Origin of the sequence: Klebsiella sp. RHBSTW-00484, from assembly GCF_013705725.1 — a bacterium.
In the GTDB taxonomy this organism is placed as follows: Bacteria; Pseudomonadota; Gammaproteobacteria; order Enterobacterales; family Enterobacteriaceae; genus Klebsiella.
On record NZ_CP055481.1, the window covers coordinates 1,317,042 to 1,341,041 of the forward strand.

18 protein-coding genes are annotated in these 24,000 nt (G+C 54.8%); 12 read left to right on the forward strand and 6 right to left on the reverse strand.

Going from position 1 to position 24,000, the window contains the following annotated elements; translation table 11 throughout:
* Nucleotides 1–35 precede the first annotated feature (35 nt).
* Nucleotides 36–1,058 (forward strand): IS110 family RNA-guided transposase, encoded by a 1,023-nt coding sequence (locus HV213_RS06380; protein WP_181482372.1) that lies wholly within the window; start codon nt 36–38, stop codon nt 1,056–1,058.
* A gap of 321 nt (nt 1,059–1,379) precedes the next feature.
* Here the strand turns inward: HV213_RS06380 and HV213_RS06385 are convergent, their stop codons facing one another.
* The 5 genes from HV213_RS06385 to queF all read right to left on the reverse strand — a co-directional run bounded on the left by HV213_RS06385 (nt 1,380) and on the right by queF (nt 8,161).
* Nucleotides 1,380–2,321 carry an aliphatic sulfonate ABC transporter substrate-binding protein gene (locus tag HV213_RS06385; RefSeq protein ID WP_181485077.1) on the reverse strand — a complete coding sequence of 314 codons (942 nt, stop codon included), beginning with the start codon at nt 2,319–2,321 and terminating at the stop codon, nt 1,380–1,382.
* A gap of 133 nt (nt 2,322–2,454) precedes the next feature.
* Nucleotides 2,455–3,822, reverse strand: a complete 1,368-nt coding sequence (locus HV213_RS06390) for an L-serine ammonia-lyase (RefSeq protein WP_181485078.1) — start codon at nt 3,820–3,822, stop codon at nt 2,455–2,457.
* Nucleotides 3,823–3,870: 48 nt separating this feature from the next.
* The gene (locus HV213_RS06395) at nt 3,871–5,160 is read right to left on the reverse strand and encodes an HAAAP family serine/threonine permease (protein WP_181485079.1); all 1,290 of its coding nucleotides are present in this window, start codon (nt 5,158–5,160) and stop codon (nt 3,871–3,873) included.
* 676 nt (nt 5,161–5,836) lie between these two features.
* Entirely contained in the window at nt 5,837–7,204 is a 1,368-nt protein-coding gene (ppnN, locus tag HV213_RS06400; RefSeq protein WP_181485080.1) for a nucleotide 5'-monophosphate nucleosidase PpnN, read from the reverse strand.
* Between the two features lie 111 nt (nt 7,205–7,315).
* Nucleotides 7,316–8,161, reverse strand: a complete 846-nt coding sequence (queF, locus tag HV213_RS06405; RefSeq protein ID WP_181485081.1) for an NADPH-dependent 7-cyano-7-deazaguanine reductase QueF — start codon at nt 8,159–8,161, stop codon at nt 7,316–7,318.
* 69 nt (nt 8,162–8,230) lie between these two features.
* On the opposite strand from queF, the gene syd reads away from it, so the two are divergent.
* The 8 genes from syd to HV213_RS06445 all read left to right on the forward strand — a co-directional run bounded on the left by syd (nt 8,231) and on the right by HV213_RS06445 (nt 16,731).
* Entirely contained in the window at nt 8,231–8,776 is a 546-nt protein-coding gene (gene syd, locus HV213_RS06410) for a SecY-interacting protein (protein WP_181485082.1), read from the forward strand.
* Between the two features lie 633 nt (nt 8,777–9,409).
* Nucleotides 9,410–9,739 (forward strand): YqcC family protein, encoded by a 330-nt coding sequence (locus HV213_RS06415; RefSeq protein WP_181485083.1) that lies wholly within the window; start codon nt 9,410–9,412, stop codon nt 9,737–9,739.
* Nucleotides 9,739–10,533, forward strand: coding sequence for a tRNA pseudouridine(65) synthase TruC (gene truC, locus HV213_RS06420; protein ID WP_181485084.1), 795 nt, complete (start codon nt 9,739–9,741; stop codon nt 10,531–10,533). The genes HV213_RS06415 and truC overlap by 1 nt, the downstream gene beginning before the upstream one ends.
* A gap of 2 nt (nt 10,534–10,535) precedes the next feature.
* Nucleotides 10,536–10,979 (forward strand): flavodoxin, encoded by a 444-nt coding sequence (locus tag HV213_RS06425; RefSeq protein WP_181485085.1) that lies wholly within the window; start codon nt 10,536–10,538, stop codon nt 10,977–10,979.
* Between the two features lie 484 nt (nt 10,980–11,463).
* Nucleotides 11,464–12,822 carry a galactarate/glucarate/glycerate transporter GudP gene (gene gudP, locus HV213_RS06430; RefSeq protein ID WP_110275879.1) on the forward strand — a complete coding sequence of 453 codons (1,359 nt, stop codon included), beginning with the start codon at nt 11,464–11,466 and terminating at the stop codon, nt 12,820–12,822.
* On the forward strand, nt 12,819–14,159 hold the full coding sequence (locus tag HV213_RS06435; RefSeq protein ID WP_181485086.1) for an enolase C-terminal domain-like protein: 1,341 nt from the start codon (nt 12,819–12,821) through the stop codon (nt 14,157–14,159). Before gudP ends, HV213_RS06435 begins: the two co-directional genes overlap by 4 nt.
* A gap of 21 nt (nt 14,160–14,180) precedes the next feature.
* Nucleotides 14,181–15,521, forward strand: coding sequence for a glucarate dehydratase (gene gudD, locus HV213_RS06440; RefSeq protein WP_181485087.1), 1,341 nt, complete (start codon nt 14,181–14,183; stop codon nt 15,519–15,521).
* 70 nt (nt 15,522–15,591) lie between these two features.
* On the forward strand, nt 15,592–16,731 hold the full coding sequence (locus HV213_RS06445) for a glycerate kinase (RefSeq protein WP_181485088.1): 1,140 nt from the start codon (nt 15,592–15,594) through the stop codon (nt 16,729–16,731).
* Nucleotides 16,732–16,770: 39 nt separating this feature from the next.
* On the opposite strand, the gene barA is transcribed toward HV213_RS06445, so the two are convergent.
* Nucleotides 16,771–19,524 (reverse strand): two-component sensor histidine kinase BarA, encoded by a 2,754-nt coding sequence (gene barA / locus HV213_RS06450; RefSeq protein WP_181485089.1) that lies wholly within the window; start codon nt 19,522–19,524, stop codon nt 16,771–16,773.
* 123 nt (nt 19,525–19,647) lie between these two features.
* Here barA and rlmD point away from each other — a divergent pair, with 123 nt between their 5' ends.
* From rlmD to tnpA, 3 genes are all read left to right on the forward strand, one after another.
* Nucleotides 19,648–20,949 carry a 23S rRNA (uracil(1939)-C(5))-methyltransferase RlmD gene (gene rlmD / locus HV213_RS06455; protein ID WP_181485090.1) on the forward strand — a complete coding sequence of 434 codons (1,302 nt, stop codon included), beginning with the start codon at nt 19,648–19,650 and terminating at the stop codon, nt 20,947–20,949.
* Between the two features lie 46 nt (nt 20,950–20,995).
* Nucleotides 20,996–23,236: a GTP diphosphokinase gene (gene relA / locus HV213_RS06460; RefSeq protein WP_181485091.1), complete on the forward strand. Its 2,241-nt coding sequence runs from the start codon at nt 20,996–20,998 to the stop codon at nt 23,234–23,236.
* A 199-nt stretch (nt 23,237–23,435) separates the two neighbouring features.
* Nucleotides 23,436–23,894 carry an IS200/IS605-like element IS1541B family transposase gene (gene tnpA / locus HV213_RS06465; RefSeq protein ID WP_141132629.1) on the forward strand — a complete coding sequence of 153 codons (459 nt, stop codon included), beginning with the start codon at nt 23,436–23,438 and terminating at the stop codon, nt 23,892–23,894.
* The last annotated feature ends 106 nt before the right edge of the window (nt 23,895–24,000 follow it).

A 24,000-nucleotide genomic window follows, 5' to 3' on the forward strand; every position in this document is an offset into this window, starting at 1 on the left:
GTGTTACCTGCAGTCCACAGGAGGAGGTGTCCACCATGAATATTAAACGTATCGGTCTTGACCTGGCAAAAAATGTCTTTCAGATCCATGCTGTGGATCACCATGAACATGTCGTCGTGCGGAAATCTCTCCGCCGCGCCCACATGCACGCTTATTTCTCTCAGCTGGCTCCCTGCACCGTCGGGATTGAAGCCTGCGCGTCATCCCACTACTGGGCCCGCGAACTCACCCGCATGGGACATACCGTGCACATTATTCCCCCGAAGTTTGTTAAGCCCTACCTCAGGGGCAACAAGAATGATGCCAACGATGCCGAAGCCATCTGTGAAGCCATCAGCCGCCCCGCCATGCGCTTCGTCGCGGTTAAGACAGAGCGCCAGCAGACTCTTCAGGCTGAGCATCGCGTGCGGGCCAGAGTGATAAAAAGCCGCACGGCGCTGTGCAACGAGATACGGGGCTTTCTGGGCGAATTCGGCGTGGTGCTGCCGGTCGGCATCAGCCAGTTGCGTAAGGCGCTGCCGGAGATACTGTCACAGCAGGAGCAGTGGGATGACCGGTTTATGCGCCTGCTGTGCGAGCTGGCCGAAGAGCTGCGGATGCTGGATGACCGGGTGGCGGGGCATGACCGGCGGCTCGCAGAGGCGGCGCGGGAAGATATCTGCATCCAGCGGCTGATGAAAATAGAAGGTATCGGCGTGATAACCGCCAGCGCGATGGTGGCGTTGTTGGGTGACGCGACGCAGTTTAAGAACGGTCGGGAGATGGCGGCTTATGTGGGGCTGGTTCCCCGGCAGCACTCAAGCGGCGGTAAGCAGCAGCTGGGGCATATCAGCAAGCGGGGTGACAGCTACCTGCGTACGCTGGTCATCCACGGGGCACGGTCAGTTCTGAAGACATGTGCAGGCAAAGAAGACCGGCGGAGCCAGTGGCTGCAGTCGGTGGCGGAAAGACGGAACCGGAATATCGCGACGGTGGCGCTGGCGAACAAGAATGTGCGGATAGCGTGGGCGGTGATGAGTCGCGGAGAAGATTACCATGGCTCACGGGTCGCCGGTTAACCGACGCCCCGTGAGCCATGCAGTAAAAAGAGCAGTAACCCTGTCGTGAGATTGCGAAGCGATTTAGCGTGATGAGTAACCGGTAAGACCAGCACCTGAGAAATCCGGCCTGTCCGAAGGCTCCCTGCGAAGCAAAGCCGATAGCCCGAAAGGAAGCAGGTGCGCAGAACACATCATGGCCCGGGTACGACGGTACCGAAAGAGAGGCCGGATATACGAACGCAACTTACCCTGGTGACTCACACAAAAAATAGCTTGCATCACGGGAGGTGTCCATATACGGACAGATGCGTAGCATCGCCTCCGGGAAGGGAAAGCGAATTATTGTTTATCCAGCGACCAGGTGGCGCTGCGAACATCGACTTTCACCGGCAGCAGGCCGATGCGGGTGAAGGTGTCCGCCAGCGCCTGCTGCTCGTTGTAGACCGCAGGCGTCATGCGCTCGGCACCATAGGGCAGGCGCGCCAGCGTCTTCAGCCAGATGGCCTTATCCAGCCCGGTTGAGGTGGAAAGGATCCCGGCGGCATCATCCTGATGGCTATTGGCCCATTCGCTGAGTTTATCCAGTTCATCAACCACTTGCTTCGCAGTATCCGGATAAGTATCGGCAAATTTACGGCTTGCCAGATAGAAGGTGTAGTGCGGCACCAGCCCTTCGGCGTTGCGAATCTGTCGGGCTTTGGCATTAGTTTCCACTTCCGCCAGGAACGGATCCCAGATAACCCACGCGTCAATCGCCCCGCGCTGGAAGGCGGCGCGGGCGTCGGCAGGCGGTAGGTAGACCGGGGTGATATCTTTATAGCTTAGTCCAGCTTTTTCCAGCGCGGTCACCAGCAGGTAGTTCACATCGGAGCCTTTGTTTAACCCCACGCGCTTGCCTTTAAGATCGGCGACAGTCTTAATCGCTGAGTTTTCCGCCACCACAATGGCTTCTGTTTTCGGGTTCGCCGGTGAATGGGCCAGATAGACCAGATCTGCCTGTGCGGCCTGGGCAAAGGCCGGTGGCGCATCGCCGGTCGCGGCGAGGTCGATGCTGCCGACGTTCAGCCCTTCGAGCATTTGCGGCCCGGCCGGGAACTCTATCCAGCGCACGGCGATCCCCTGCTTTTTAAAGTTCTCATCAAGAGTGCCGCGATATTTAAGCAGCGCGAAGATGTTGGCTTTCTGGTAGCCGATATTGACGGTTTCCGGCGTTTTCGCCAGCGCGGAAGTGGATAAGCCAGCAAGTAGTAGCAGCAGGGCCGGGCGAGATAGTTTGAGCATGATTCGTTCTCCTTAAGCGGTTTTGCGTAAGGTAACAAATCGTCTTTATAACCAATAAATAACTAAATTTTCATTTATATAACGTAAATGAAGGAGAGAGGCCCGATATGCCGCAGCATACCGGGCGTGAGCGTTAATCGCAGGCGACAATCTTCATCGCCAGGCCGCCGCGAGAAGTTTCGCGGTATTTGGCATTCATATCTTTGCCGGTTTCGTACATGGTTTCGATGACTTTATCGAGGCACACGCGCGGCTCGCTGGTGCGGCGCAGGGCCATACGCGCGGCGTTGACGGCTTTGACCGCAGCGATAGCGTTACGCTCGATGCACGGCACCTGCACCTGCCCGGCAACCGGGTCGCAGGTCAGGCCGAGGTTGTGTTCCATGCCGATTTCTGCGGCGATGCACACCTGACCGGGGCTACCGCCCAGCAGTTCGGTCAGACCGGCCGCTGCCATTGAGCAGGCCACGCCGACTTCACCCTGGCAGCCTACTTCAGCGCCGGAGATCGATGCGTTCATTTTATACAGTGAGCCAATGGCGCTGGTAACCAGCAGATAGCGCGCCAGCGAGTTGGCGTTCACTTTGCGGATAAACTTGTCGTAGTAGGCCAGCACCGCAGGCACGATGCCGCAGGCACCATTGGTCGGCGCGGTCACCACGCGGCCACCGGCGGCGTTCTCTTCGTTGACCGCCAGGGCGAACATATTGATCCAGTCCACCACCGCCATCGGGTCGCTATTGGTGTTGTCCTGACTTACCAGCATCCGGCGCAGCGCGGCGGCGCGACGCGGTACGCGCAGCTTGCCCGGCAGGACGCCTTCGGTGGTGATACCGCGTTCAATCCCGCCGCTCATCACTTCCCAGACCGCAGCGAAGTGCTGTTCTAACTCTTCTTTACTGTGTAGCGCCAGCTCGTTTTGCATCATCAGGCCAGAAAGCGACAGCCCGCTTTCCTGGCAATGGCGCTGTAAATCGGCGGCGTTTTTGTAGGGATAAGGGACGGCGACCGAGGCGTCGTTGGTCAGACCGAAATGGTCTTCGTCGACGATAAAGCCGCCGCCGATAGAGTAGTAGGTCTGGCTATAGAGAACCTGGTCACCGCCCAGGGCGGTAATCCGCATGCCGTTCTCATGCAGCGACAGGTTGTCGGCATGGAAATTCATGCATTGATCGACCGGAAACGCGACTTCCTGCTGGCCGTTTGCCAGCATCAGGCGGCCATGGGTGTTGACGTCCTGGATAAAGCCAGGGATAGCGTCGATGTCGACGGTATCCGGCAGGTTGCCCGCCAGGCCCATAATAATCGCGATGTCGGTGTGGTGGCCTTTACCGGTCAGGGAAAGGGAGCCGTAGACGTCGACGATGACTTTGGTTACCTCGGGAAGCAGCCCGCGCTCAATAAGATCGTCCGTGAATTGTTTGCCCGCTTTCATCGGTCCAACGGTGTGGGAGCTGGAAGGGCCAATGCCGATTTTAAAAATATCGAATACGCTGATCATGATGCATCCAGTGCTGTCTGCGCCGCCGTTAAGCGGCGCGGGGGGATATTAGCTAAACAGGGAGTAGAAAATCGCGGAGATAGCAATCAGGCCCATCAGCACCACGAAGACGTTGCTGACGTGGCCGCTGTATTTGCGCATCGCCGGAACTTTCTGGATGGCGTACATCGGCATCAGGAACAGAATCATCGCAATAATCGGGCCGCCAAGGGTTTCGATCATCCCGAGGATGCTCGGGTTCAGGGTCGCCACAATCCAGGTGGTGACCAGCATGAACAGAGCAGTGATCTTGTTCAGTTTGGTGATTTCGATGGATTTTCCTTTACCGCGCAGGGATTTAATCACCATGCCGTTAAAGCCTTCACGAGCGCCCAGATAGTGGCCGAGGAAGGATTTGGTGATAGCAATCATCGCAATTATCGGGGCCATCCAGGCGATAACCGGCGCGTTAAAGTGGTTTGCCAGGTAAGAGAGGATGGAGATGTTCTGATCTTTCGCTGCCGCCAGGTCTGCCGGAGAGAGGCTCAGTACGCAACTGAAGACGAAGAACATCACGGTCAGCACCATCATGATGTGTGCGCGCGCCAGAATGCTTGAACATTTTTTCTCTGCGCCCTGGCCGTACTCTTCGCGTTTTGCCACGGCAAAGGAGGAGATGATCGGCGAGTGGTTAAAGGAGAACACCATCACCGGAATCGCCAGCCACAGGGTCATCCACAGGCCGTTGCCGGTAGAGGCTGCGCTACTCAAGGAGAGGGTTTCCAGCGCAGAGCCGTTCCACTGAGGGATTAGGTACAGAGCCAGAATCATCAGCGCCACAACGAACGGGAACACCAGTACGCTCATCGCTTTGACGATCATATGTTCGCCGAAGCGCACAATGGTCATCATGCCGACAATCAGAATCAGGGAAAGAATGGCGCGCGGCGGCGGCGTTATGTGCAGCTGGTGCAGCATAAAGCTCTCGACGGTATTGGTGATCGCCACGCTATACACCAGCAGAATCGGGTAGATAGCGAAGAAGTAGAGCAGGGTAATCAGCTTGCCTGCGCCGACGCCGAAATGCTCTTCGACCACTTCAGTGATGTCTTCACCCGGGTTTTTACCGGACAGCACAAAACGGGTCATACCGCGGTGGGCGAAGAAGGTCATCGGAAAGGCCAGAATCGCCATGATGATCAGCGGGATCAAACCGCCGACACCTGCGTTGATCGGCAGGAAAAGTACGCCCGCGCCGATAGCCGTGCCGTACAGGCCCAGCATCCACATGGTATCCGTTTTACGCCAACCGCTACGGGTAGCATCCGAAACGATGGTGCTGGTTTGAGTGGTTTCCATCTGTATCTCCTGGAGGAAGCAACAAAATCTAATGAAGAAAAACGACTGAATAATATGAAATTTGTTTGTTTACGGTTTTTTAGGCATTTTCTCCGTAACAATTGGTGCGGGAAGATACATTTATATGGTGAATGCATCAGTGATCGCGATCCCAAATGCAATAATCCACTTTGAATGTGCGTATTTTTAGTTCAACAGCCTGTTTATGGTAATCAGCTAGATATTTGTGGCGCGGAGGCTATCATTTTCAGCATATGAGATAATAGTGGGCTTGCGTAATAACGAGGTTTTTACTGCAGAAACGCGATGTTCTCGACGTTTTTGCGCTAAAAAGTATTTTTTATAGTGATATTTATTGCTTTTTTTGGAAACGCAAACGATTGGCTGTGCAAAAATGTTTTAAAAGATTCATAAAGAAATCGAATTTATTGGAAAGCATGCGGACTGATTAATGGACGAGGGGGCGGGGCTTTTGTGCAGAGTGAGGCTTTAGCGGTTTGTGAGGAAGGGTAGCCCGGACAGATGCGCAGCATCGCCTCCGGGAAATGTGCCGGACCTGAGACATCACCGCGGCTTCTTCCCGGCTCGCGCTGCGCTTAGCCGGGCTACAGGTTTACAGCCATCTACTGGAAGGTAGCCCGGACAAGGCGTTAGCCGCTGTCCGGGATAAAAGAACTCAGGAGCAGATTTCGTAGCAGGGGATGTAGGCGGTACCGCCAGGCAGTTTCATACGATGCTGAGCAACAAAGCCCTGCAGCAGGTCATCCATGCGGCGCATCATCGACTGATCGCCATGAATTTTATACGGACCGAACTTCTCGATAGCCTGGATGCCCACTTCTTTTACGTTACCGGCGACGATACCGGAGAAGGCACGACGGAGATCGGCGGCCAGCACTTCCACCGGCTGATCCGGGTAGAGCTTGAGATTGGCCATGTTTTCATGCGTCGGTTCGAACGGCATTTGCAGATCCGGGGCGATGCGGATAGACCAGTTGAAGCTATAGGCATCACCGGTTTCGCGGCGATTCTCTTTCACCATTGGCATCGCTTTTTTCATCTGCCGCGCCACTTCTGCGGCGTCGTCAATGATAATGCGATAGTGACGGCGCGCGGATTCGCCCAGCGTATGCACGATAAACTCATCCAGCACGCGGAAATAATCGGCGCTCTCTTTTGGCCCGGTAAGGATCAACGGCAGCACCTGCGACTTGTTCGACGGATGCATCAAAATGCCGAGCAGATAGAGCAGCTCTTCCGCCGTCCCCACGCCGCCCGGGAAGATGATGATGCCGTGGGCGATACGCACGAAGGCTTCCAGACGTTTTTCGATATCCGGCATGATGATTAATTCGTTCACCAGCGGGTTCGGCGGCTCGGCGGCGATAATAGACGGCTCGGTCATGCCGATAAAGCGACTGTCTCTGTAACGTTGCTGCGCATGGCCGACGGCGGCGCCTTTCATTGGCGCTTCCATCGCGCCCGGCCCGCAGCCGGTGCAGATGTTCAGTTCGCGCAGGCCTAGCTGATTGCCGACGCGGCGGGCGTACAGATACTCATTTTCGTTAATCGAGTGGCCGCCCCAGCAGACAATCATATTTGGCGCTTCGCCGACGTGCAGGGCACGGGCGTTACGCAGAATAGAAAAGACCAGGTTGGTGATATGCACCGAGCTTTCCAGATCAAGATTCGGGAAGCGCACGGTGTTGTGGATTTGGCCGTAGACGAACAGGATATCGCGCAGTACGGCAAACAGGTTGGCCTGCAGGGAACGGATAATACGCCCGTCAACGAAAGCGTCTTCCGGCGGGTTGATCAGTTCCAGCTTCACGCCGCGTTCGCGACGCAGCACGTTAATATCGAAGTTTTCAAAACGAGACAGGAGCTCCTTGCTGTTATCGGTCAGGCTCCCCGAGTTGAGCACAGCAAGCGAGCAGTTGCGAAAGAGTTGATACAGGTCACTGCTGGCGGTGCGTTTAAGCATATCCACTTCCAGCTGCGACAGCATATCCATTGAACCAAGCGGGCTAACATGTGTAATCAAGTGAACTCCTTACAGGACGATTATCGTCTTCCTGTGATTACAATAGCCCTGCTGACGGCGTTTTCACAACCTTGCGCGCGCGTTAACGCACGCAAATTGTGAAAATGTTTACTATTGACGGGCGAGGCGAGCGATGGCCGGGACAAATTCGCTATTGCTGCGCCACGGGTTGATATCCAGACCACCACGTCGCGTGTAGCGAGCATAAACGGAAAGGGATTCCGGCTGGCAGAAACGCTGAATATCGTTGAAGATGCGCTCAACGCACTGCTCGTGGAACTCGTTGTGGTGGCGGAATGACACCAGGTAGCGCAGCAGCTTTTCGCGATCGATTTTCGCCCCGCGATACTGAATCTGCACCGAGCCCCAATCCGGCTGGTGAGTAATCAGGCAGTTGGATTTCAGCAGATGGCTAACCAGCGTCTCTTCGACCACTTTGCCGCAAGCCGCACCCTGTAGATAGTCGGCGTTAAATTGGTAGTTGTCGATTTCAATATCCTGACTGTCGATGCAGGTGCCGTGCAGATGCGCCACCGGCTGGCCTTCGAGTTCATCAAGGCGATACAGCGACACCTTTACTTCGCCCTGTGCGCAGGCGCTAAGATCGCGCGCCAGCGTCGCCTGTACTTCCTGCCAGTCGGCGAAGCGGGTCTGGTTAAAACTGTTGAGATAAAGCTTAAAACTCTTTGATTCCACCAGATTCACGGTGGTGTCGTTCAGCTCAACGTGGCCCACGGCGACCTGCGGCAGACCTTTGGCGTTCAGCCAGGAGAGTTCATACAGCGTCCAGATATCGGCACCGTGAAACGGCAGGTTATCGGCGTGCAGATCCAGCGGATCGCGGTTCAGGCTGCGCGGGACGCCCTGAAGCAGGCTGGCGTCGTAGGTATCGCGGTAATCAGTTGATTTACCGAGCGTCAGGCCAGCCAGCGCCTGATGATTATCGTAAGAAGACATGTTTCACCATAGTTAAAGCGGTTACACTATATGCCAAGTGTATCCTGTCTAACGTGAAGAGAGAAACCGGTGGACCATCAAACCGCAGAAGCGCTGCAAGCATTTACTCAACGTTATTGCGATGCGTGGCAGCAGCAATACTCCAGCCTGCCGCGTAGCGAGGAGCTTTACGGCATCCCGTCGCCGTGCATTAGCGCGACGGATGATGATGGCGTTTTCTGGCAGCCGCAGCCGTTTTCTTTAGAGCCCAACATTAGCGCAGTTGAACGGGCGCTGGATATTGTGGTACAACAGCCGCTTCATGCTTTTTATACCACTCAGTTTGCGGGTGATATGACGGCGCGCTTTGCCGATGAGTCCATGACGCTGCTGCAAACCTGGAGCCCGGATGACTTCCAGCGGGTGCAGGAGAATTTAATTGGTCATCTGCTGGTGCAAAAGCGTTTGAAGCTGTCGCCCACATTGTTTATCGCCACGCTGGACAGCGAACTGGATGTGATTTCGGTCTGTAATATGAGCGGTGAAGTGATCAAAGAAACGCTCGGAACCCGTAAACGGACCACCCTTTCTCCCTCGCTTGCGAGTTTCCTTAATTCCCTTAAGCCTGGTCTGTAATCCAAACCACCCAAAACTTTGTGAGAGATCTCTTACAAGACCTGTAAGAGATCGTCATCATTTAAGCCGATCCGTTATCACCCTTGTTTTGATAAAAGCAATATTATTCAATTGATTATGGATTTTTCGATTCTTGCTAATAGCGATAAATCTTAAGATATTGTCTCAAGAAGGGTTGTAAGACGAGGCGGAATCAGGGATTCTATACACATCGACAGGGAGTCGAGAGATGAAGTGAACATCAGGATGATGACACTTCTACAGGACCCGCCGGGAAGGCGTAGCAAGGACAGGCTTCAGGATGAAGCACAGGATAACGCAGGATAGCGTAAAGGGACACCTCCAGGAAGGAGAACGAGAGCCGGTCAGGATGTTCGGTGGATCAGGAAGATCAGGATAGACTTACGGATGAGTTATTTCACATCGGGGTGGTGTGGAAGCAGGATGCAACAGTTTACGGATGAACATGGTCAGGAGACCTCAGGAAAAGTTTTCAAGGATGAGCAGGGAGCACCAATGTAGCTGGACTGCTGCAAAACGAACCGGGAGCACTGTTTTATACAGTGCTCCCTTTTTTTATTTCTCTTCTGAATTTGCTATTCTGCGCCGGTTTACAACTCACTGAGGTTCCCCATGACTCTTCACCATCGCGTGCGTGAGCGCCTGCTCACCATTGAAGCGCTGCTGCGCGAAACGGAACACTGGCAGGAAAATGCGCCAGAGAGCCGTGCGTTCGCCAGCGATCAACCGTTCTGCCTCGACACCATGGAACCGCTGGAGTGGTTGCAGTGGGTATTAATCCCGCGTATGCATCAACTTCTGGAAAGCGAGATGCCGCTACCGCAGAATTTCGCCGTCGCCCCCTATTATGAGATGGCTCTGGATAATGCCCATCCGGTACGTGAGCAGGTACTGGCGGAATTAGTCCTGCTGGATACGCTGTTTGCGGGCGGTAAGGTCTGATGCTGGAGATCGTCTATCAGGACCAGTGGCTGGTGGCGGTGAACAAACCTTCAGGCTGGCTGGTGCATCGTAGCTGGCTGGATCGCGATGAAAAAGTGGTGGTGATGCAAACCGTGCGCGATCAGATAGGCCAGCACGTGTTTACCGCACACCGCCTCGACCGACCCACCTCCGGCGTGCTGCTGATGGGGTTATCGAGCGAAGCGGGAAGACTGCTGTCGCAGCAGTTCGAGCAGCATCAAATGCAGAAACGCTATCATGCGATAGTTCGCGGCTGGTTGAGTGAAGAAGCGGTGCTTGATTACCCGCTGGTCGAGGAACTGGATAAAATTGCCGACAAATTCGCCCGCGAAAATAAAGACCCGCAGCCAGCGGTGACGCATTATTGTAGCCTGGCGACGGTAGAAATGCCGGTGGCAACCGGGCGCTATCCCACGACTCGCTATAGCCTGGTGGAGCTTGAACCGAAAACCGGGCGTAAACACCAGTTACGCCGCCACCTCTCCCATCTTCGCCATCCGATTATCGGCGATAGTAAACATGGCGATCTGCGGCAAAATCGCAGCGCGGCGGAGCATTTTGGCTGCGAGCGGCTGATGCTGCACGCCAGCCAGCTATCGTTAACGCATCCCTTTACCGGCGAGCCGCTGGTGATTCGCGCTGGTCTGGACGACGTCTGGATGCGCGCGCTGTCGCAGTTTGGCTGGCGCGGCCTTCTCCCGCTAAATGAAAGGGTTGAGTTTGCCGACGACAGCGGTCAGGATGAGAGTGTTGAGGATAATCCAGGGAGATAGTCATGGCGGAAGTCGGAATTTTTGTCGGCACGATGTATGGAAATTCGCTCCTGGTCGCAGAAGAGGCGCAGGCCATTCTGAGCGGACTGGGGCATCAAGCAAAAGTGTTTGAAGATCCAGAGGTCAAAGACTGGGAATCATATACCGGGAAATACGCGCTGGTTGTGACATCGACCACTGGGCAGGGTGATTTACCGGATAATATTGTGCAATTGTACGAAGGCATCAAAGACATGTATCAGCCGCATTTGCGCTATGGAATTATCGCGTTGGGCGATAGCACCTACGCCAACTTTTGCGGCGGCGGTATGAAGTTTGATGCGTTATTACAGGAGCAGGGCGGTAAGCGAATTGGCGAGATGCTAATGATTGACGCCAGTGAAGATCCTGAGCCCGAAAGCGTCTCTAATCCCTGGGTAGAGCAGTGGGCGACGCTGCTGGATTGAAAAGTTTCGCCCTCTCCCTACGCAGAGGGCGTCCCTTTTTACTTATTTTCAATGCCAGTGGCCGGATTAACGGCCAAAAAGATCGTAACAATTCTCTGCCGTCCCGGCTTCGGGCATTTGCCTTAAAACCTCTACCATACCAGGGTATTTGCCGGGCTATTTCACGGGGTCAAGAGAGTTGATTCACACTCCTGTCTTTTGTGCCGCTATTTCCCCTTCAGAACCGGCTTTGCTTTTCATTTCCGTGAACTATCCCCCATGCCGTTAGGCATAAGCCACAAATCAGATTTACTACTGCAATGAAAGCTGTGTATTTGCACGGTGAGCCCGTCAACCCCTCTTTTTATACTTTTCCTGCCAGTTACAAATGCAGTGCCAGATATAACGACAATTATGAAAAAACACTAACACGTCATTCTGAGTACCCTACAGGTTGTGCTGTTCAGAATGAACGTAGCTAACGCTATGATTCAGGAGTGCAACAATGAGTTCATTAAGTCAGGCGGCGAGCGGCGCTGAAAAGCGCACCAATGCTCGCTACTGGATAGTGGTGATGCTGTTTATCGTCACATCCTTCAACTACGGTGACCGCGCCACCTTATCCATTGCCGGTTCGGAGATGGCCAAAGATATTGGCCTTGATGCTGTCGGTATGGGGTACGTTTTCTCTGCGTTCTCATGGGCTTATGTTATCGGCCAGATCCCCGGCGGCTGGTTGCTCGACCGCTTTGGTTCAAAACGCGTCTACTTCTGGTCCATCTTTATTTGGTCCATGTTTACCCTGCTGCAAGGCTTCGTCGATATCTTTAGTGGCTTCGGCATTATCATCGCGCTGTTTACGTTGCGATTCCTTGTCGGTTTAGCTGAAGCACCTTCCTTCCCCGGCAACAGTCGCATAGTCGCGGCGTGGTTCCCGGCACAGGAGAGGGGCACGGCGGTATCGATTTTTAACTCTGCTCAGTACTTTGCCACCGTTATCTTTGCGCCAATCATGGGTTGGCTGACTCACGAAGTGGGCTGGTCGCACGTGTTCTTCTTTATGGGCGGCCTCGGGATCATTATCAGCTTTGTCTGGCTGAAGGTGATTCATGAACCGAATCAGCATCCCGGCGTAAACCAAAAAGAGCTGGATTACATCGCCGCAGGCGGCGCGCTGATCAACATGGATCAAGCCGCAGCCAAAGCCAAAGTACCGTTTAGCGTGAAGTGGGGACAAATCAAACAACTGCTGGGTTCACGCATGATGATTGGCGTGTATATCGGCCAGTACTGTATTAACGCTCTGACCTACTTCTTTATCACCTGGTTCCCGGTCTACCTGGTGCAGGCGCGGGGGATGTCGATTTTGAAAGCGGGTTTTGTCGCTTCGGTGCCGGCTATCTGCGGCTTTGTCGGCGGCGTGCTTGGCGGAATTATTTCCGACTGGCTGATGCGTCGTACCGGCTCGCTGAATATTGCGCGTAAAACGCCAATCGTCATGGGGATGCTGTTGTCGATGGTGATGGTGTTCTGTAACTACGTCAACGTGGAGTGGATGATCATCGGTTTTATGGCGCTGGCCTTCTTTGGTAAAGGTATTGGTGCGCTGGGCTGGGCGGTGATGGCGGATACCGCGCCGAAAGAGATCAGCGGCCTCAGCGGCGGTCTGTTCAATATGTTCGGTAACATTTCCGGTATCGTCACGCCGATTGCTATCGGCTACATCGTTGGCACCACCGGTTCGTTCAACGGCGCGCTGATCTACGTCGGTGTCCATGCGCTGATTGCGGTGCTGAGCTATCTGGTGCTGGTGGGCGATATTAAGCGTATCGAACTGAAACCTGTCGCAGGACAATCATCATGACAACACAATCAAGCCCCGTTATCACCGACATGAAGGTTATTCCGGTGGCCGGGCATGACAGCATGTTGCTCAACATCGGCGGCGCACATAACGCGTACTTTACCCGCAATATCGTGGTACTTACCGATAATGCCGGGAATACCGGCGTCGGTGAAGCGCCGGGCGGTGAAGTGATTTATCAGACGCTAGTCGATGCTATCCCGATGGTATTAGGCCAGGAAGTCGCCCGCCTGAATAAGGTGGTACAGCAGGTGCATAAAGGTAATCAGGCCGCTGACTTTGATACCTTTGGCAAAGGTGCCTGGACCTTTGAACTGCGGGTGAACGCGGTAGCCGCTTTGGAAGCGGCGCTGCTCGACCTGCTGGGCAAAGCGCTCAACGTGCCAGTTTGCGAACTGCTAGGGCCGGGCAAGCAGCGCGATGAGGTCACCGTGCTGGGCTATCTATTCTACGTAGGCGATCGCACGAAGACCGATTTGCCTTATCTGGAGACAACGCCGGGCAACCATGATTGGTATCACCTGCGCCATCAGCAAGCGATGAACAGCGAGGCGGTAGTGCGTCTGGCGGAAGCCTCGCAGGATCGCTATGGCTTTAAAGACTTCAAACTCAAGGGCGGCGTGCTGCCCGGCGAGCAGGAAATTGAAACCGCCCGTGCGCTGAAAAAACGCTTCCCGGACGCGCGTATTACGGTTGACCCCAACGGTGCCTGGCTGCTGGATGAAGCTATCGCACTGTGTAAAGGGCTGAACGATGTGTTGACCTACGCCGAAGATCCTTGCGGTGCCGAACAAGGTTTCTCTGGTCGCGAAGTGATGGCGGAGTTCCGCCGCGCGACCGGTTTGCCTGTGGCGACCAACATGATTGCCACTAACTGGCGCGAAATGGGTCACGCGGTGATGCTTAACTCGGTGGATATTCCGCTGGCCGATCCGCACTTCTGGACGCTTTCCGGCGCGGTACGCGTGGCGCAGTTGTGCGATGACTGGGGCCTGACCTGGGGTTGCCACTCGAACAACCACTTTGATATTTCGCTGGCGATGTTTACCCATGTTGGTGCAGCAGCACCCGGCAAGCCGACGGCTATCGATACTCACTGGATCTGGCAGGAGGGCGATTGCCGCCTGACCAAAAGTCCGCTGGAGATTAAGAACGGGAAAATTGCTGTTCCGGATGCGCCTGGGCTGGGCGTAGAGCTGGATTGGGATCAGGTTAACAAGGCTCATGAAGCCTACAAGAGACTGCCCGGCGGCGCGCGTAATGACGCGGGTCCGATGCAGTATCTGATCCCTGGATGGACTTTTGACCGTAAACGCCCTGTTTTCGGCCGTCACTGATTACGCAATAAGGATTGAATTATGAGCACTCAATTTACGACTCCAGTTGTTACCGCGATGCAGGTGATCCCCGTTGCGGGCCACGACAGTATGCTGATGAACCTGAGCGGCGCACATGCCCCGTTCTTCACGCGTAATATTGTGATTATCAAAGATAACTCCGGGCACACCGGCGTCGGCGAAATTCCCGGGGGCGAGAAAATTCGCCAGACCCTGGAAGATGCGATTCCGCTGATAGTGGGTAAAACTCTTGGCGAATATAAAAATGTGCTGAACGCGGTACGTAACCAGTTTGCCGATCGCGATGCCGGTGGACGCGGTTTGCAGACCTTCGATCTGCGTACCACTATTCATGTGGTCACTGGCATTGAAGCCGCAATGCTTGACCTGCTCGGCCAGCATCTGGGCGTAAACGTCGCGTCTCTGTTGGGCGATGGCCAGCAGCGTAGCGAAGTCGAAATGCTCGGTTATCTGTTCTTCGTCGGCAACCGCAAAGCGACGCCGCTACCGTATCAGAGCCAGCCGGATGAGAAATGTGACTGGTATCGCCTGCGTCATGATGAAGCGATGACCCCGGATTCGGTGGTGCGCCTGGCGGAAGCGGCGTATGAGAAATATGGTTTCAACGACTTTAAACTGAAAGGCGGCGTGTTGGCTGGGGAAGAAGAGGCGGAATCCATTGTTGCGCTGGCGAAACGCTTCCCACAGGCGCGTGTGACGCTGGATCCAAACGGCGCTTGGTCGCTCAATGAAGCGATCAAAATTGGTAAGTATCTGAAAGGCTCTCTGGCTTACGCAGAAGATCCGTGTGGTGCAGAGCAGGGCTTCTCCGGGCGTGAAGTGATGGCGGAATTCCGTCGGGCTACCGGTCTGCCGACCGCGACCAATATGATCGCCACCGACTGGCGTCAGATGGGGCATACGCTGTCGCTGCAATCCGTGGATATCCCGCTGGCGGACCCGCACTTCTGGACCATGCAGGGCTCAGTTCGCGTGGCGCAGATGTGCCATGAGTTCGGCCTGACCTGGGGCTCGCACTCTAACAACCACTTTGATATTTCACTGGCGATGTTCACCCACGTCGCGGCTGCGGCTCCGGGTAAGATCACCGCCATCGATACCCACTGGATCTGGCAGGAAGGCAACCAGCGCCTGACCAAAGAGCCGTTTGAAATTAAAGGCGGCATGGTGCAGGTGCCGGCGAAACCGGGTCTGGGCGTAGAGCTGGATATGGATCAGGTGATGAAAGCCCACGAGCTGTATCAGAAACACGGTTTGGGCGCGCGCGATGACGCCATGGGGATGCAGTATCTGATCCCAAACTGGACGTTTGACAACAAGCGTCCGTGCATGGTGCGCTAAGAAAACGCCGGTTCCTGCGGGGACCGGCATATTCGCGTTACCGGGTAAATGCTCATTTTAAGGACAGCTTATGAAGATAGTGATCGCACCGGATTCATACAAGGAGAGCCTGAGTGCGCTGGATGTTGCAACCGCGATAGAGCAGGGTTTTCGGGAAATTTATCCGGACGCGGAGTATGTCAAACTGCCGGTTGCGGATGGTGGTGAAGGAACCGTCGAAGCGATGGTTGCAGCGACTCAGGGGTATCAGGTTGAGGTCACCGTCACCGGTCCGCTTGGTGAACCTGTCGCGGCTTTTTACGGACTTTCAGGCGACAAGCAGTGCGCTTTTATCGAAATGGCGGCGGCGAGCGGTCTGGAGAGCGTGCCGTCGGCGCGACGTAACCCTCTGCTGACCACGTCATGGGGGACGGGAGAGCTTATTCGTCATGCGCTGGACGCAGGCGTGAAGCAAATTATTATCGGCATCGGCGGCAGCGCCACTAACGATGGCGGAGCCGGAATGGTACAGGCGCTGGGGGCGAAGCTTCTGACCCACGACAACCAGCAGATTGCGCTCGGCGGCGGTGCGCTGGATAGCCTGGCGCGTATTGACATCAGCGAGCTTGATGAACGTCTGGCTAAATGCCGTATTGATGTCGCCTGCGATGTGACTAATCCGCTGACTGGCCCGCAAGGGGCAACGGCGGTATTTGGTCCGCAGAAAGGGGCGACGGCGGAAATGATTGTCAGCCTGGATAAGGCGCTGGCCCATTTTGCCGGGATTATTCACCGCGATTTAGATCTCGACGTGCTGAACCTTGAAGGTGGCGGCGCGGCGGGCGGTATGGGGGCTGGTTTGTACGCCTTTTGCGGCGCGAAGCTGCGACCAGGAATTGAGATTGTCACCGACGCGTTGCATCTTGCCGATATCGTAGCAGATGCGGACCTGGTGATTACCGGTGAAGGGCGTATCGACAGTCAGACGATTCACGGTAAAGTGCCGGTTGGCGTGGCGAGGGTGGCTAAACGTTACAACCTTCCGGTGATTGGTATCGCCGGCAGCCTGACGGCGGACGTTGGTGTGGTGCACGATCACGGTCTGGATGCGGTATTCAGCGTGATTTATTCCATTTGCACGCTTGATGAGGCACTTGAAAATGCCGCCGAAAACGTGCGCATGACGGCGAGAAACGTCGCCGCGGTGCTGAAAATGGGGCAAGTGCTATAAGTTTTCCCCGGTCGTGCAGCGCAGACCGGGGATGACGTTTTAAATGCCCATCAGCTTGCATGCTTCGCGTGCGACGTTATCCATTTCATCCAGCAGTTCCAGAAACTCCGGCTCTAGTTCTTCGGCGACCGTGCCCGCCCGTAGCTGGCTTTCGATGGTTTGACACAATTTCTTCAGGCGAGGCACCCCGCTGTAGCTACAGCTGCCGTGGAGTTTATGAATCAAATCCAGCAACCCTTCCGGCTGCTCGCCGACCAGTTGCTCTTCCACTCTATTACGAACCTCTGGCATAAAGGCGATCAGCATTTGCAGCATTTCCTGCGCCAGATCTGGCTTCATTGCCGCCTGGCGTAGCGCCAGCTGCCAGTTCAGGGTGACGTTATGATCGATCGGCAGTTCGACAGGCTCTGTTACCGCGAGCGGTGCAACATGCTTGCCTGGTTGATAGCGCAGCAGCAGGCTGTAGAGCTTATCTTCTTCAATCGGTTTCGCCAGATAATCATTCATTCCCGCGCTCAGGAGCTTTTCGCGCTGCCCTTCCAGCGCGTGCGCCGTCACGGCAATCACTGGGGTTTGCTGTTGATGGGGAAGCTGGCGAATCAATTCGCAGGCGCGGATACCGTCCATTTCCGGCATCTGAATATCCATCAGAATCAGATCCTGCTGTAGATCCCTGGCCTGATCGACGGCGTGCTGACCGCTATCGCAAAGGATGACGTGTTGAACTTTGTCTTCCAGTAGCGCACCGATAAGCTTCAGGTTTGCCGGGTTATCATCGACCGCCATCACCGTCATCGGCAGTTTTTTACTGTCTGAATACGCTGGTAGCATAGCGGGTTGTGCCTGGCAGGTGGCCGTCAGCGCGGGGAGCAAGCGCGTTGAGGTTAGCGGCTTGAGTAGGCAGGCCGTAATGCCATCTTGTTTCAATGCTTCGGCGCTGACCTGGGCGTGGCACGGCAGCGCCAGTAGCAGGTGATCGGCAAGCATACAGGCCCTGGTCAGCTTATCGCGATGCTGCCCCAGGTCACGCACTGACACTGGAGTACCAACTAACAGAATATCGTAATGAGCATCAGGCAGGGCGGACATGGTTGGGCTGTAGACCACCTCCAGAGGTGTCGTTGCCAGCAGTTCCATGGTGCATTGCGCCGCCGTGGCGTTAGCTTCAATATAGGCCAGCTTTTTGCCTGCCAGACAGTCGGTTGACACGCTATCGGGGACGGCGTTGGGGTTAAGATCGAGGCTGATGTGGAACCAGAACGTTGAGCCGCGATTAGGCTGGCTGTGGAATGAAATATCGCCACCCATCTCCTTCACCAGGCGCTGGGTGATGACCAGTCCCAGTCCGGTGCCGCCGTGGCGGCGTGAAATACTGGCGTCAGCCTGGCGGAAAGCCTGGAACAAGCGCGACTGATCGCGCTCAGGAATACCGATACCGGTATCGTGAATTTGGACTTCAATTTGCACTCTGGAGTTGCTGATTGCGCGCTGTTCCACCAGTACGTCGATATTGCCGTGCTCGGTGAATTTAATGGCGTTCCCCATCAGGTTAGTCACAATTTGCTGCAGGCGCAGCGGGTCGCCAATCACGTTATCCGGAACATCATTTTTGATGTTCAGCGTCAGCTCCAGGCCTTTATCATGCGCCGAATGGGCCAATAATGTGACCACTTCATCCAACGAGTTGCGCAGCAGGAATGGGATACTTTCCAGAATCAGCTTGCCCGCTTCGAGCTTAGAGAAGTCCAGAACATCGTTAATGATCGCCAGCAGATTGTTGGCTGAACGCTCAATAGTGGTCAGGTGATCGCGCTGGGTAGTATTTAAGTTGGTTTTCAGCGTCAGGCGCGTGAAGCCGATTACGCCGTTGAGCGGGGTGCGCAGCTCGTGGGACATATTGGCCAAAAACTCGGATTTAATTCGCGCCGCTTCCTGAGCGCGCTTTTTCGCCAGATCCAGTTCGACGTTCTGAATCTCCATCTGCTCAAGCGTTTCACGCAGGTCGGATGTGGCCTGATCGACGTTATGCTGCATCTCTTCATGATAGGCCGCCAGCGACATGGCCATCGAGTTAATGCCATTTTTGAGCATATCCAGTTCGCCGAGCATAAAGCCCTCGACGCGACTATCCAGCTGGCCGCGGCGAATGCGGTCGACGGTATTCACCATATTGCGAATCGGGCCGGTGACATCACGCATCAGACGCCAACCGAAAATTAACGCAATACCGATACAGAACAGCATCATCACGCTGGAGATGAAAATCTCTTTGTACTGCTGCAGCCGTACCGATTTGAGATCCAGCTCAAGGGCCACGTAGCCCAGCATATTGCCCGGCATTTTGGCATCAGTTCCCGATGATTCATCTGGTGAATAGCTTTCCGAGACGATCGGGGTGCGCAAAATCATCAAGTCACCATTGCGAATCACGCTTAAGCGCCGAGGGAAAGGAGCCCCTTTGGGAAGCTGAAGTTCGCCGGGATCAAGTTGAAAGTTGGAGGTGACAAACAGCTTGTTATGCGAGTCGTAAATAGAAATGGCGCGCACGATATCGGAATGGCGGCGGTGCAAAACGCTAATCAGGTGCCTGATTGACTCGCGATTTTGCAGATTCATACCATATTCACTGGAAACCGCCAGCGGCTCAATAATACTGGCTCCGGCATCTTCCAGCTGGCGCTGAAGGTCGTTATAGCGGTGTGCGACGAAGAAAATACTGAGCAACAAACCGATCAGAACGGTGGGCGCCAGAATTAGAATCATCATGCGAGCACGAAGGCTGTAGTTGGTCATGCGGTTCCATTATGGGAGAATATAGGAATTATCCTTCAGGCTGCTTTCATGTCGGCTGCACTTGCTTGCCGCCGACGCATCTCTGAACGATCTCGTTATATTTAATTGAGACAAATCTCTACGATGGCGCAATTCTACTCTGCAAAACGGCGTGTGACGACGCGCCAGATCATAACCGTTACAGTCAATGACCTTGACCCTTTTGGTCAGGGCGTTGCGCGTCATCAGGGTAAAGCGCTGTTTGTCAGCGGCTTATTACCGCAAGAGCAGGCGGAAGTTGTCCTGGTCGAAGATAAAAAACAGTATGCCCGCGCGCAGGTTAAACGCCGTCTTAGCGACAGCCCGCAACGACAAACACCGCGCTGCCCGCATTTTGGTGTCTGCGGAGGATGCCAGCAACAGCACGCCAGCATCGACTTGCAGCAGCAGAGTAAACGCGCTGCACTTACCAGGCTAATGAAATACGATGTCGATGACATTATAGCCGCTTCACCCTGGGGCTACCGTCGCCGGGCGCGGCTGAGCTTGAATTATCAGCCAAAGACCCAACAATTACAGATAGGCTTCCGGAAGGCTAATTCTAACGAAATTGTCGATGTGGTGCAGTGCCCTGTTTTGGTGCCCGCTCTTGGTGCGTTATTGCCTGCCGTCCGTGAGTGTTTGTCGGGGCTGAAGGCGGCTCGTCAGCTTGGTCATGTCGAACTGGTGCTGGCGGATAACGGCCCGCTGATGGTATTGCGCCACACCGCCGCCCTTTCTGCGGCAGATAAAGAAAAACTGGAACGCTTTTCGCAATCTCACGGTCTTTCCCTGTATCTGGCACCGCAAAGCGAGATACTGGAGCATATTAGCGGAGAATCTCCCTGGTACACATCTGACGGTCTACGCTTAGTGTTCAGTCCGCGCGATTTCATCCAGGTGAACGACGGTGTGAACCAGTTAATGGTGCGCACGGCGCTGGAGTGGCTGGATCTTCAGCCAGAGGACCGGGTGCTGGATCTGTTTTGCGGAATGGGCAACTTTACTCTGCCGCTGGCGAAACGCGCGGCGCAGGTCGTCGGCGTTGAGGGGGTTCCCGCGCTGGTGGAAAAGGGCCGTGAAAACGCAGCGCTTAACGGGTTGCACAACGTGACGTTCTTTCATGAAAACCTGGAAGAGGATGTCACCCGCCAGGACTGGGCGAAACACGGTTTTGATAAAATTTTGCTCGACCCGGCGCGAGCCGGTGCGGCGGGCGTAATGTTACATATTATAAAGTTAGCCCCGCGCCGGGTGGTGTATGTTTCTTGTAACCCGGCGACGCTGGCGCGCGATAGCGACGTTTTATTACAGGCGGGGTATACCATTCAACGCCTGGCGATGCTGGATATGTTCCCTCATACCGGACATCTGGAATCAATGGTGTTGTTTGAGCATAAAGATTAGTTGAGGCTTGCCGACTTCGGCAGGCCGGTCCCTTAAGGAGAGGACAATGGTTGCGGTAAGAAGTGCACATCTAAATAAAGCTGGTGAATTTGACCCGAAGAAATGGATCGCGAGTCTGGGAATTTCCAGCCAGCAGTCGTGTGAACGCTTAGCCGAAACCTGGGATTACTGTCGAGAGAAAACGCAGGGACACCCACTGTCGTACATCTTGCTATGGCGTGGTGTGGAGATGGTGGAGATTCTCTCCATGCTCAGCATGGATATCGACACGCTGCGGGCTGCGTTGCTTTTCCCGCTGGCGGACGGCAACGTCGTCAGCGAAGAAGTCATGCAGGAGAGCGTAGGTAAATCCGTCGTCACCCTCATTCACGGCGTGCGGGATATGGCCGCCATACGTCAGCTTAAAGCCACCCATACCGACTCGGTCTCTTCTGAACAGGTAGACAACATTCGCCGCATGCTGCTGGCGATGGTCGATGATTTCCGCTGCGTGGTTATCAAACTTGCCGAGCGGATTGCCCATCTGCGCGAAGTGAAAGATGCGCCGGAAGATGAGCGCGTGCTGGCGGCGAAAGAGTGTACCAATATCTACGCGCCGCTGGCTAACCGCCTGGGGATCGGTCAGCTCAAGTGGGAGCTGGAAGATTACTGCTTCCGCTATCTGCATCCGGCGGAATACAAACGCATTGCTAAGTTGCTGCATGAACGGCGTATCGATCGTGAACATTACATCGACGAGTTTGTGGGCCATTTACGCTCGGAAATGAAAACCGAGGGCGTCAAAGCTGAAGTGTACGGGCGACCAAAACATATCTATAGCATCTGGCGCAAAATGCAGAAAAAGCACCTCGCGTTTGACGAGCTGTTTGATGTGCGTGCGGTGCGCATTGTCGCCGAGCGTCTGCAGGATTGTTATGCCGCGCTGGGCATTGTACATACTCACTACCGTCATCTGCCGGATGAGTTTGACGACTATGTTGCCAATCCTAAGCCCAATGGCTATCAGTCGATTCACACCGTGGTGCTGGGTCCCGGCGGCAAAACGATAGAAATTCAAATTCGTACTAAACAGATGCATGAAGATGCTGAGCTGGGCGTGGCTGCGCACTGGAAGTATAAAGAGGGCGCCAGCGCGGGGGCCAGCGGCGCGCGCGGTTACGAAGATCGCATTGCCTGGCTGCGTAAGCTGATCGCCTGGCAAGAAGAGATGGCGGATTCCGGCGAAATGCTGGATGAGGTTCGTAGCCAGGTCTTTGATGACCGGGTTTACGTCTTTACGCCGAAGGGCGACGTTGTGGATTTACCTGCCGGCTCAACGCCGCTTGATTTTGCCTACCATATTCACAGCGATGTCGGACACCGCTGCATCGGGGCAAAAATCAGCGGGCGCATCGTACCTTTTACCTATCAGCTGCAAATGGGCGACCAGATTGAAATCATCACCCAGAAACAGCCGAACCCGAGCCGCGACTGGCTGAACCCGAACCTTGGCTACGTCACGACCAGCCGTGGCCGTTCCAAAATTCATGCCTGGTTCCGCAAGCAGGATCGCGATAAGAATATTCTTGCCGGGCGGCAGATCCTCGACGACGAGCTCGAGCATCTGGGTATCAGCCTGAAGGATGCGGAAAAACATCTGTTGCCGCGCTACAACTTTAACGAGCAGGACGAGCTGCTGGCAGCGATTGGCGGCGGTGATATTCGTCTTAACCAAATGGTCAACTTCCTGCAAGCGCAGTTCAATAAACCGAGCGCCGAGGAGCAGGATGCCGCCGCGCTGAAACAGCTGCAGCAGAAAACCTATACGCCGCAGAATAACCGCAGCAAAGATAACGGCCGGGTGGTGGTTGAGGGCGTTGGTAACCTGATGCACCATATTGCGCGCTGCTGTCAGCCGATTCCTGGCGATGAGATTGTCGGTTTTATTACTCAGGGACGTGGGATCTCGGTGCATCGCGCGGATTGCGATCAGCTTGCGGAATTACAATCACATGCTCCGGAGCGCATTGTGGACGCGGTGTGGGGCGAAAGCTACTCGGCGGGCTACTCGCTGGTCGTGCGTGTTCAGGCTAACGATCGTAGCGGCCTGCTGCGCGATATCACCACCATTCTTGCCAACGAGAAGGTCAACGTGCTGGGCGTTGCCAGCCGCAGCGATACCAAGCAGCAGCTTGCCACGATCGATATGACTATTGAGATCTACAACCTGCAGGTGCTGGGGCGCGTGCTTGGCCGACTGAATCAGGTACCGGATGTGATTGACGCCCGTCGTCTTCACGGCGGGTAAATTCCCCTTCCTGTAGCCGTAGCCGCGGCGTTGGATTCCAACGCCGCGGTTTTTTTGTGCACAGAAAACCTCCAGCTAGGCTGGAGGTTCTGTAAAGCTTTCAGCTTTGAGCCAGTTATAAAAACCCCTTTTGATTTGTTAAAACAGTTTGCGGTCTGGCAACTGCAAACGTTCAACAAGAAATCAAAAGGGGGTCCCAATGAGGGACGAAAAGAGCTTAGCGCACACGCGATGGAACTGTAAATATCACATAGTTTTTGCGCCGAAGTACCGAAGAAAGGTGTTCTACGGGGAAAAGCGCAAAGCGATAGGCAGTATCTTAAGAAAGCTGTGCGAATGGAAAAACGTGAATATTTTGGAAGCAGAATGCTGTGTGGATCACATCCATATGCTTTTGGAAATCCCGCCCAAAATGAGTGTGTCGGGCTTTATGGGATACCTGAAGGGAAAGAGCAGCCTGATGCTTTATGAGCAGTTTGGCGATTTGAAGTTCAAATACCGTAACAGGGAATTCTGGTGCCGAGGGTATTACGTTGATACGGTTGGGAAAAATACAGCCAGGATACAAGAATACATAAAGCACCAGTTGGAAGAGGATAAAATGGGTGAGCAACTCTCGATCCCCTATCCGGGCAGCCCGTTTACGGGCCGTAAGTAATCCATAAATGCAAATGTCAGATCGCGATGCGCCTGTTAGGGCGCGGCTGGCAACAGAGCCTTATAGGCGCATATGAAAAACCTCCGGCTATGCCGGAGGATATTTA